This is a genomic window from Streptomyces gottesmaniae (assembly GCF_031845845.1).
GTDB lineage: Bacteria > Actinomycetota > Actinomycetes > Streptomycetales > Streptomycetaceae > Streptomyces > Streptomyces akebiae.
The window spans coordinates 18289-30750 of record NZ_JAVRFJ010000071.1 but is presented as its reverse complement, the minus strand read 5'-3'; the positions used below and the strand labels follow the sequence as shown (position 1 = coordinate 30750).

Here is a 12462-nt window from a genome sequence, read left to right as displayed (position 1 = left end):
TCCGGCTGCCGCGCAGGGTGGTGGGATCGATACCCGCCCGCTCGATCGCCTCCCACGACGTCTCCAGCAGCAACCGCTGCTGCGGATCCATCGCCAACGCCTCACGCGGCGAGATCCCGAAGAACCCCGGGTCGAACTCCGCCGCGTCGTGCAGGAACCCACCCTCACGCGTGTACGTCCTGCCCGACAGGCCGGGCACCGGGTCGTAGATGTCGTCCACGTTCCAGCCGCGGTCCTCGGGGAAGAGGCTGACCGCGTCCGTGCCCTCGGACACGAGTCGCCACAGGTCCTCGGGCGTGGTGACGTCGCCGGGGTAGCGGCAGCCCATGCCGACGATGGCGATGGGCTCGTCGTCCGTCGCGGTGGTCGCCACCGGCCTCGCGGCCGCGGCCGTCGCCGCGTCGACCGCTCCGAGTGTCTTGTCCCGGATGAGGTCCGCGAGGGCCTGGGGGGTGGGGTAGTCGAAGATCAGCGTGGCCGGAAGCCGCAGCCCCGTCTCCGCGTTCAGCCGATTGCGCAGCTCCACCGCCGACAGCGAGTCGAAGCCGATGTCACTGAACGCCCGACCCGGCTCGATCGCCCCCGCACCCTCATGCCCCAGCACCGCCGCCACATGCGACCGCACCAACTCCGACAACACCCGCTCGCGCTCATCCGCCCCCAGCGCCGCAAGCCGCCCCGCAAGAGTGGCCTTGCCCTCGCCGGACAGACCGACCCCGACGGCGCGTCGTACGGGTCCGCCCGCTATCGACCTGAAGACCGCCGGCACCCCGTCCACCCGCGCACGCAACGCCGCCACATCCAGACGCACCGGCACCACCACCGCCGCATCCACACCCAACGCCGCGTCGAACAACGCCAGCCCCTGCCCCACCGGCAGACCCAGCACCCCCGACCGACTCATCCGCGCGAGATCACCCTCCGCCAGCACCGCACCCATCCCGGCGCCCTCCCACAACCCCCACACCAAGGAGGTCCCGGGAAGTCCCAGCTCACGACGGTGCACCGCCAGAGCATCCAAGAAGACGTTGGCCGCCGCGTAGTTGCCCTGCCCCGCACCGTCTACCGTCCCCGACAGCGACGAGAACATCACGAAGGCCGACAGGTCCAACTCCCGCGTCAGCTCATGCAGATACCACGCCGCGTCCGCCTTCGGCCCCAGCACACCATCCAAACGATCCGCCGTCAGCGACTCCAGCACACCGTCATCCACGACGCCTGCCGCATGCACCACCGCAGACAGCCCATCCCCCAGGCCCTCCACCACAGCCGCCAACGCCGCACGATCACTCACATCACACGCCACCACATCAACCTCAGCACCCAACCCGCCCAGCTCAGCGACGAGTTCAGTGGCGCCCGGCGCGTCATCACCACGCCGCGACAGGAGCACCAGACGCCGCACGCCATGCGCCGCCACCAGATGCCGGGCCACCAACCCGCCCAGACCACCCGTCCCACCCGTCACCAACACCGCACCGCCACCCCACGACAGCCCCCCACCCGCCACCGCAGCAACACGACTCAGACGCGGCGCGAAGATCTCGCCCTCGCGCAGGGCGATCTCGGCATCCGGCAGCTCAGGAAGGTGACGCATGGCCTCTGCCGACAGAACGGAACCGTCGGTGTCGACAAGCAGGAAGCGGCCGGGAGTCTCGGCCTGCGCGGAACGGATCAGGCCCCGCACGGGAGCCAGGTCGAGCCCGGTGAGTGCCTCGGAGTCGGACACGGACACGGCACCGCGGGTCAGCACGACGAGCCGCGCGCCGTCGAACCTGGGGTCCTCGTTCCAGGCCTGCACAGTGGCCAGAGTCTGATGCAGGATGCTCCGCACGGCCTCCGGCACACTGCTTGCGTCGAGCCTGCTGGGGCAAGGCAGGACGACCAGGTCCGGGACTCCGGCTCCGGCGTCCACAGCGGCGCCGAGGTCGGCGAACGTGGCGTAGCTACGCGTGCCGGCGAAGCTCGCGAGGTCCGCCGTCTCCGGAGTCGGCTCACCGAGCAGGGCCCAGCCGATGTTCGCGCCAGTGGGAGGTGCCGGTGTCACGGACACCCACTCCACATGGAACAGGGACTGGTGGCGAGCTGAGGCGGCACTGTTCAGCTGGTCGGCCGAGACCGGCCGCGTGGTGATCGACTGGACGGTGGCGACGGGTCGCCCGGCGCCGTCGGCCAGGTCGAGCGCGTACTCGTCCTTTCCGGTCCGGGAGATACGTACGCGAAGAGCGGACGCACCGGAGGCGTACAACGACACACCTGTCCACGCGAACGGCAACTGCGTCCCGCCGTCCGTTCCGCCCGGACCGTGGTCGTCCAGATAGTCGGTCGCGTGCAGGGCGGCGTCCAGCAGCGCCGGGTGCAGCCCGAACCGCCGCGCGTCCGCCTGCGCGCCCTCGGGGAGGGCGACCTCCGCGAACACCTCGTCCTCACGGCGCCATACGGAGCGCAGGCCCTGGAACACCGGCCCGTAGCCATATCCCTGGTCGGCCAGTACCTCGTACACATCGCGCACATCGACAGGTTGTGCACCGGTCGGCGGCCAGGCCTCAAGTCCGATGCCGTCCGTTCCGACCCCGGCCATGACGTAACCGGTGGCGTGTCGAGTCCAAGGGGTCTCCTCGGTGTCCTCGGGTCGCGAGTACACCTCCACCAGACGCTCTCCGGTGCCGTTCGCCGCCTCGACGACGACCTGTACCTGTACGGCTCCGCGCTCGGGCACCACCAGGGGCGCCTCCAGCGTCAGCTCCTCCACCCGACCACAGCCGACCTGATCACCGGCACGCACCGCCAACTCGACGAAGCCGGTCCCCGGGAAGACCACCGTGCCGCCGACGGTGTGATCGGCCAGCCACGGATGGGATTTCAACGACAGCCGACCCGTCAGGACGACACCCTCACCGCCGGCCAGCCCCACCACCGCACCGACCAGCGGATGATCCGCCGCCGACTGCCCCAGACCCGCCGCATCCGTCACCGACCAGCCAGCCTCCAACCAGAACCGTCGCCGCTGGAAGGCATACGTGGGCAGTTCGACGCGACGGCCGCCCGCCGTCAACGGCTCCCAACCCACCTCGACGCCACGGACAGAGAGCCGCGCCAGGCCGGTCAAAAACTCCCGCACCTCGTCACGGTCCCGCCGCATCACCGGCACACACGCCACATCCGAGCCCTCAGCCAGCGACTCGCGTGCCAGCGCACTCAGCACACCATCGGGACCCAACTCCACGAACGACGACACACCAGCAGCGACCAACGCCTCCACACCAGCACCGAAACGCACCGCCTCACGGACATGCCGCACCCAGTACTCCGGCACACACAGCTCTTCGGCCGAAGCAATGCCACCGGTCACGTTCGACACCACACCGATCGACGGCGCGTGGAAGGACAACCCCTCCACCACCGCACCGAACTCAGCAAGCATCGGCTCCATCAACGGAGAGTGGAAAGCATGACTGACGTCGAGCCGCTTGGTCTTCACCCCACGCCCACGCAACACCTCCACCACCGGGGCGACAGCGGCCTCGTCACCGGACACGACCACCGCACGCGGCCCGTTCACCGCAGCAATACCCGCCCCGCTGACACCTTCCAGCAGCTCTCGGACCTCCACCTCGGCGGCCTGCACCGCCACCATCACGCCACCCTCCGGCAACGCATCCATCAACCGGCCCCGCGCAGCCACCAGCACCGCCGCATCCTCCAGCGACAACACCCCAGCCACATGCGCGGCAGCGATCTCCCCCACCGAATGCCCCGCCACGAAATCCGGACGCACCCCGAAGGACTCCACCAACCGGAACAACGCCACCTCGACCGCGAACAACGCCGCCTGCGCATACACCGTCCGCCTCAACAGACCAGCAGCAGCACCCCCCGCCCGAGCGAACAACACCTCCCGCAACGGCAGCCCAAGATCCGCCAAGCCCACGTCCAGCAGGTCACACGTCCGCTCCAACGACTCCGCGAACACCGGAAAAGCAGACGCCAACTCCCGGCCCATGCCCACCCGCTGAGCACCCTGACCCGTGAACAACAACGCCAGCCGGCCATCCACCACCCGACCCGACACCACACCAGGCGCCTCACCACCAGACGCCAACACCCCCAACGACCCCAACAACTCCTCACGCGAAGCCCCCAGCACCACACCCCGATGCTCCAACCCCGCCCGCGACACACCCAAAGAAAACGCCACATCCACAACCGACGCAGCCGAGCCAGCCGAGGCAGCCGACCCCTGCTGATCAAGCAACCGCCCCGCCTGCGCCCGCAACGCCCCCACCGACCTACCCGACACCACCCACGGCACCAGACCACCCACCGGTGCATCCGGCCGCGCAACTACCTCGTCAGCCGCCTCATCCACCGGCGCCTGCTCCACGATCACATGGGCGTTCGTCCCGCTCACACCGAACGACGACACACCCGCCCGACGCGGACGACCCACCTCGGGCCACTCCCGCGCCTCCGTCAACAACTCCACCGCACCCGCAGACCAATCCACATGACGCGACGGCTCACCCACATGCAACGTCCGGGGCAGAACACCGGCCCGCATCGCCATCACCATCTTGATCACGCCCGCGACGCCGGAGGCGGCCTGGGTGTGGCCCACGTTCGACTTGACCGAGCCGAGCCACAACGGGTGGTCGGCGTCGCGCTCCTGGCCGTACGTGGAGAGCAGGGCGTGGGCCTCGATCGGGTCGCCGAGCGTCGTACCCGTTCCGTGCGCCTCGACCGCGTCCACCTCTGCGGCGCTGAGACCGGCACTCGCCAACGCCTGACGGATCACCCGCTGCTGCGACGGACCGTTCGGCGCCGTCAGACCGTTGCTCGCACCGTCCTGGTTCAGCGCCGAACCGCGAATCACCGCCAGCACCTGATGACCATTGCGACGCGCATCCGACAACCGCTCCAGGACGAGGACACCCACACCCTCACCCCAGGCCGTGCCGTCCGCATCCGCCGAGAACGCCTTGCAGCGGCCGTCCGCGGCGAGGCCGCGCTGAAGGCTGAAGTCGATGAACGTCTCGGGGGTGGACATGACGGTCACACCGCCGGCCAGCGCGAGGGAGCACTCGCCCTGACGCAGGGCATGGGCGGCCCAGTGGAGGGCGACCAGGGAGGAGGAGCAGGCCGTGTCGATCGTGACGGCCGGGCCCTCCAGGCCCATCGTGTACGCGACGCGGCCGGAGACGACACTGCCGAGGGTGCCGTTGGCGATGTAACCCTCGACCTCCTCCGACAGGCGGGCGCTGCCCGTGCCGTAGTCGGTCTGCATGACGCCGGCGAAGACGCCGGTCCGGCTGCCGCGCAGGGTGGTGGGGTCGATGCCCGCCCGCTCGATCGCCTCCCACGACGTCTCCAGCAGCAGTCGCTGCTGCGGGTCCATCGCCAACGCCTCACGCGGAGAGATCCCGAAGAACCCCGGGTCGAACTCCGCCGCGTCGTGCAGGAACCCACCCTCACGCGTGTACGTCCTGCCGGAGACGCCCGGCAGCGGGTCGTAGACGGCGTCGATGTCCCACGCCCGGTTGTCGGGGAAGGGCGTGATGGCGTCGGTGCCCTCGGACACGAGTCGCCACAGGTCCTCGGGGCTGTGGACGTCGCCGGGATAGCGGCAGCCCATGCCGACGATCACCACCGGGTCGTCGTCGGTGCCGGTGACCGCGGGCGCCTCTGTGGGCGGCGGCGCGGTCTCCGTGGCCGCCTCACCGAGCAGGGCGACGATGACGTACTCGGCGAGGGCCTGGGGGGTGGGGTAGTCGAAGATCAGCGTGGCCGGAAGCCGCAGCCCCGTCTCCGCGTTCAGCCGATTGCGCAGCTCCACCGCCGACAGCGAGTCGAAGCCGATGTCACTGAACGCCCGACCCGGCTCGATCGCCCCCGCACCCTCATGCCCCAGCACCGCCGCCACATGCGACCGCACCGACTCCAGCAACACCCGCTCGCGCTCATCCGCCCCCAGCGCCGCAAGCCGCCCCGCGAGGGACGCCTCACCGGCTCCCGCCGCGGCGCCGCCGCCAACGGCGGCGCGTCGTACGGGTCCGCCCGCTATCGACCTGAAGACCGCCGGCACCCCGTCCACCCGCGCACGCAACGCCGCCACATCCAGACGCACCGGCACCACCACCGCCGCATCCACACCCAACGCCGCGTCGAACAACGCCAGCCCCTGCCCCACCGGCAGACCCAGCACCCCCGACCGACTCATCCGCGCGAGATCACCCTCCGCCAGCACCGCACCCATCCCGGCGCCCTCCCACAACCCCCACACCAAGGAGGAAGCGGGCAGGCCGACCGATCGCCGGTGCACCGCGAGCGCGTCCAGGAAGACGTTGGCCGCCGCGTAGTTGCCCTGCCCCGCACCGTCCACGACACCGGCTACGGAGGAGAACATCACGAACGCCGACAGGTCCAACTCCCGCGTCAGCTCATGCAGATACCACGCCGCGTCCGCCTTCGCACCCAGCACACCATCCAAACGATCCGCCGTCAGCGACCCCAGCACACCGTCATCCACCACACCGGCCGCATGCACCACCGCAGACAGCCCATCCCCCAGACCCTCCACCACAGCCGCCAACGCCCCACGATCACTCACATCACACGCCACCACATCAACCTCAGCACCCAACCCGCCCAGCTCAGCGACGAGTTCAGCAGCACCCGGCGCATCACCACCACGCCGCGACAGCAACACCAGACGCCGCACCCCATGCGCCACCACCAGATGCCGGGCCACCAACCCGCCCAGACCACCCGTCCCACCCGTCACCAACACCGCACCGTTGTCCGTCTCCGCGCCCCACGGCGGGGTCGGCATGGTGAGGGCGACCTTGCCGATGTGGCGGGCCTGAGCCATGTGGCGGAACGCGTCGGCAGCGTGGCGGACGTCCCACGTGCGTACGGGCAGGGGGCGCAGCGCTCCGCTGTCGAAGAGGGCGACCAACTCCCGCAGGATCTGCTGGAGTCGGTCGAGGTCCGCCTCGAAGAGGTCGAAGGCGCGGTAGCGCACCCCGGGGTACTCCGCAGCCACCCGCTCGGGATCGCGGACGTCGGTCTTGCCCATCTCGGCGAAGCGCCCGCCGCGCGGCAGGAGGCGCAGGGACGCGTCGACGAACTCGCCGGTGAGGGAGTCCAGGACGACGTCGACACCACGGCCGCCCGTGGCGGCCAGGAACTTCCGCTCGAACTCGGTGTCGCGGGAGGAGGCGATGTTGTCGTCGTCCAGACCAGCCGCGCGCAGTGCGTCCCACTTGGCCGGGGCGGCCGTGCCGTACACCTCCGCACCGAGGTGGCGGGCGAGCTGCACGGCCGCCATGCCGACGCCGCCGGCCGCGGCGTGGACGAGGACCGACTCTCCCGAGCGCACGTCCGCGAGGTCCACGAGGCCGTAGTACGCGGTGGAGAAGACCAGTGGGACGGTGGCGGCCTGCGCGTAGGACCAGCCGCGCGGCATCGGTACGAGGGTGCGGTGGTCGGTGACGGCGTGCGGGCCGAAGGCCGTGTCGAAGAGGCCCATGACGCGGTCGCCGGGCGCGAAGCCGGTGACTCCGGAGCCGACCTCCTCGACGATGCCGGCCGCTTCACCGCCGATGTCCGCCTTCGTCGGGTACATGCCGAGGGCGACCAGGACGTCACGGAAGTTGACACCCGCGGCCCGGACGGAGACACGTACCTGTCCTTCGGCCAGCGGCTGCCGGTCGGCGTCGCTGGGGATGAGGGCGAGGTTGTCCAGGGTGCCCTGGGTGAGCACGTCCAGGCGCCAGTTCACGGCGTCCGGAGGCGGCACGAGCCCGGTGTCCGTGGCGACCCGGACCAGGCGGGGGGCGTACAGGGTGCCGTTGCGCAGGGCGAGTTCGGGCTCGTCCACCGAGGTCGCGAGGGCCAGAGCGGTGCGTGACGGCTCGGTGTCGTCGGTGTCGACGAGACGGATGCGACCGGGGTTCTCGGCCTGCGCGGAGCGGAGCAGGCCCCACACGGGAGCCAGGGACAGGTCGGTGCCGCCGAGGGCCGGATCGGCGCAGACGGCGTCGCGTGTGACGACGACCAGCCGGGTGGTGGCAAGGCGTTCGTCGGCGAGCCAGCTCTGGACGAGTAGCAGTGCGGCGTCGGCCGCGGCGCGCACGGCCGCCGGCACGTCGTCGCCCGAGCCGGCCGGTGACGGCAGCCGCACGGCGACGAGGTCGGGGACGACGGCCCCCGCGTCGAGGGCGGCGCCGAGGGCGGCCAGGTCGTCGTGAGCGGCACACCCTACGCCGGCCTCACTGAGGGCGGCCGCAAGTCCGGGCGCGTCGGGGCCGACGAGGGCCCAGTTCCCGTCGGACGGGGTGGACTCGGCGCTGACCGGGGTCCACTCCACCCGGTACATCGAGTCGGGGCCGCTCCGGGCTCCGCGCAGTTGTTCCGCGGTGACCGGGCGCAGGACGAGGGAGCGCACCGTCGCGACGGGTTGCCCGGCGGTGTCGGCGAGGTCGAGCGCGTAGCCGTCGTGCGCGGTCGCCGTTATCCGCACCCGCAGCGCGGACGCACCTGTGGCGTGGAGCGTCACTCCGGTCCACGCGAACGGAAGTCGCGTCGCGTCGGAGGCGTCGGGACCGTGGGGGTCCAGGTAGTCGGTCGCGTGCAGCGCGGCGTCCAGCAGCGCCGGGTGCAGCCCGAACCGCCCAGCGTCCGCCTGCGCGCCCTCGGGGAGGGCGACCTCCGCGAACACCTCGTCCCCACGACGCCACACGGAGCGCAGGCCTTGGAACACCGGCCCATAGCCGTACCCCTGCTCGGCCATGGTGCCGTACACGTCGCTCACATCGACGGCCTGCGCTCCCGCCGGGGGCCACGCCTCCATGCCCATGCCGTCCGTGTCGGCACCGCTCGCGAGGAATCCGGTGGCGTGCCGAGTCCAGGCCTCCTCCGTACCCTCGTCCTCGGCACGGGAGTACACGCTGACGGAGCGGACACCGGCCTCCTCCGGCTCCCCCACGACGACCTGTACCTGTACGGCTCCGCGCTCGGGCACCACCAGGGGCGCCTCCAGCGTCAGCTCCTCCACCCGACCACAGCCGACCTGATCACCGGCACGCACCGCCAACTCGACGAACGCCGTTCCCGGCAGCAACACCACACCACCGACCGCGTGATCGGCCAGCCACGGGTGTGACTTCAGGGACAGGCGGCCGGTCAGCACCGACCCGTCGCCACCGGCCAGCCCCACCACCGCGCCCACCAGCGGATGATCCGCCGCCGACTGGCCCAGACCCGCCGCATCGGTGGCCTGCCGAGCGGACTCCAGCCAGAACCAACGCCGTTGGAAGGCGTACGTGGGCAGTTCGACGCGACGGCCGCCCGCCGTCAACGGCTCCCAACTCACCGGCACACCACGGACGGAGAGCCGCGCCAGGCCGGTCAAAAACTCCCGCACCTCGTCACGGTCGCGCCGCATCACCGGCACACACGCCACATCCGAGCCCTCAGCCAGCGACTCGCGTGCCATCGCACTCAGCACACCGTCCGGACCCAACTCCAGGAACGACGACACACCAGCGGCGACCAACGCCTCCACACCATCGCCGAAGCGAACCGCCTCACGGACATGCCGCACCCAGTACTCCGGCGTGCAGAGTTCCTGGGCAGAAGCCACGGCACCCGTCACGTTCGACACCACCGCGATGCGTGGAGCCTCATAGTCCAGGACCGCTGCGACACGGCGGAAGTCCGCGAGCATCGGCTCCATCAACGGAGAGTGGAAAGCATGGCTGACGTCGAGCCGCTTGGTCTTCACCCCACGCCCACGCAACACCTCCACCACCGGCATCACCGCGGCTTCCGCGCCCGACAACACCACCGCACGCGGCCCGTTCACCGCAGCGATACCCGCCCCCTCAACCCCTTCCAGCAGCTCTCGGACCTCCACCTCGGTGGCCTGCACCGCCACCATCACGCCACCCTCCGGCAACGCATCCATCAACCGGCCACGCGCAGCCACCAGCACCGCCGCATCCTCCAGCGACAACACCCCAGCCACATGCGCGGCAGCGATCTCCCCCACCGAATGCCCCGCAACGAAATCCGGACGCACCCCGAAGGACTCCACCAACCGGAACAACGCCACCTCGACCGCGAACAACGCCGCCTGCGCATACACCGTCCGCCTCAACAGACCATCAGCAGCATCCCCCGCCCGAGCGAACAACACCTCCCGCAACGGCAGCCCAAGATCCGCCAAGCCCACGTCCAGCAGGTCACACGTCCGCTCCAACGACTCCGCGAACACCGGAAAAGCAGACGCCAACTCCCGGCCCATGCCCACCCGCTGAGCACCCTGACCCGTGAACAACAACGCCAGCCGGCCATCCACCACCCGACCCGACACCACACCAGGCGCCTCACCACCAGACGCCAACACCCCCAACGACCCCAACAACTCCTCACGCGAAGCCCCCAGCACCACACCCCGATGCTCCAACCCCGCCCGCGACACACCCAAAGAAAACGCCACATCCACAACCGACGCAGCCGAGCCAGCCGAGGCAGCCGACCCCTGCTGATCAAGCAACCGCCCCGCCTGCGCCCGCAACGCCCCCACCGACCTACCCGACACCACCCACGGCACCGGCAACCCGGAAGACACCACCGCCGCCACCGGTTCGGGAACGGGGGCCGGCGGCTCCTCGATGATGACGTGGGCGTTGGTTCCGCTGATGCCGAAGGCGGAGACGCCGGCCCGGCGCGGGCGGTCGGGGGCGTCCCAGTCACGGGTCTCGGTGAGGAGTTCGACCGCGCCCGTGGACCAGTCGACGTGCGGTGTGGGGGCGTCGATGTGCAGACTGCGAGGCAGCTTGCCGTGCCGCATGCCCATGAGCATCTTGATGAGGCTGGCGGCTCCGCCCGCTGCCTGGGTGTGGCCGAGGTTGGACTTGATCGAGCCGAGCCAGAGGGGGCGGTCCTCGTCGCGGTCCTGTCCGTAGGTGGCGAGGATGGCCTGGGCCTCGATGGGGTCACCGAGCTTCGTGCCGGTGCCGTGGGCCTCCATGGCGTCGACGTCCGCGGGGGTGAGGCCGGCGTTGGCGAGGGCCTGGAGGATGAGGCGCTCTTGGGACGGGCCGTTCGGGGCGGTAAGGCCGTTGCTCGCGCCGTCCTGGTTGATGGCGGAGCCCTTGACGATGCCGAGGACGGGGTGGCCGTTGCGGCGGGCGTCGGAGAGGCGCTCGACGACGAAGATGCCGACGCCCTCGGAGAAGCCGGTGCCGTCCGCGGCTGCGGCGAAGGGCTTGCAGCGGCCGTCGGCGGCGAGGCCGCGCTGTCGGCTGAAGGCGGCGAACATGCCGGGGTTGCCCATGACGGTCACACCGCCGGCCAGCGCGAGGGAGCACTCGCCCTGGCGCAGGGAGTGGGCGGCCAGGTGCAGGGCGACGAGCGAGCCGGAGCAGGCGGTGTCGATGGTGACCGCGGGGCCTTCCAGACCGAGGCTGTAGGCGACGCGGCCGGAGGCGACGCTGGGGGCGTTGCCGGTCATGAGGTAGCCGTCCAGGCCTTCGGGGGCCTCGTGGACGCGGGTGCCGTACTCGTGGACCTCGGCGCCGATGAAGACGCCGGCCGTGCTGCCCCGGAGGGAGCCGGGGTCGATGCCTGCGCGTTCGAAGGCCTCCCAGGCCGTCTCCAGGACGAGGCGCTGCTGCGGGTCCATGGCGAGGGCCTCACGCGGCGAGATGCCGAAGAAGTCCGCGTCGAAGGCACCGGCCTCGGCCAGGAAGCCGCCCTCTCGCACATAGCTCTTGCCCGGCTTGCCCGGGTCGGGGTCGTAGATGCCCTCCACGTCCCAGCCGCGGTTGGTGGGGAACTCGGTGAGTACTTCACCCTCGTCCATCACGAGTCGCCAGAGGTCCTCCGCGGAGTTGATGTCGCCGGGGAAGCGGCAGCCGATGCCGACGATGGCGATCGGTTCGTCGTCGGCGGCCGTTCCGGCGGCGACGGTGGTGCGGGCCTCCTGGCCGAGGCCGAGGGCGATGCGCCGGATCCGCTCGGCGACGAGCGCCGGCGTGGGGAAGTCGAAGGTGATGGTCACCGGGAGTTCCAGGCCGGTCTCGTCGGCGAGCCGGGCGTGCAGGTCCACGGCGGCCAGGGAGTCGAAGCCGAGTTCCAGGAACGGACGTTGCACATCGATCGTGTCGGGGGTGTGCGGTGCGACGGCCCGCAGCGCGGCGACGGTGTGCCGGTGCACGAGGTCGAGGAGTGCCTGCTCCTGCTCGGCCGGCGACAGGTCGTCCAGCTGCCGGGCCAGCGCCGATCGCGGGTCCGCGGACTCATCCGAAACGGAGGTGGTTTCAGGAACGATGTACTCGGACTCGCTCATTCGCTTACTCCTCGCTAGGGCGGGCGACGACACAGGTGAAGAAGGGGCGCAGGGAAAAGTGCGGGAACGCCCGCGTCGGGCGTTCCCTTGGTGGTGCGGGGTGGTGC

The 12462-nt window shown here is 70.8% G+C and carries 1 protein-coding gene; it reads right to left on the bottom strand.

The features are described from left to right. Nucleotides 1–12355, bottom strand: a 12355-nt coding sequence (locus tag RM704_RS43520; protein WP_311593402.1) for an SDR family NAD(P)-dependent oxidoreductase, incomplete at its 3' end; no start/stop codon positions are given. Between the last annotated feature and the right edge of the window lie 107 nt (nt 12356–12462).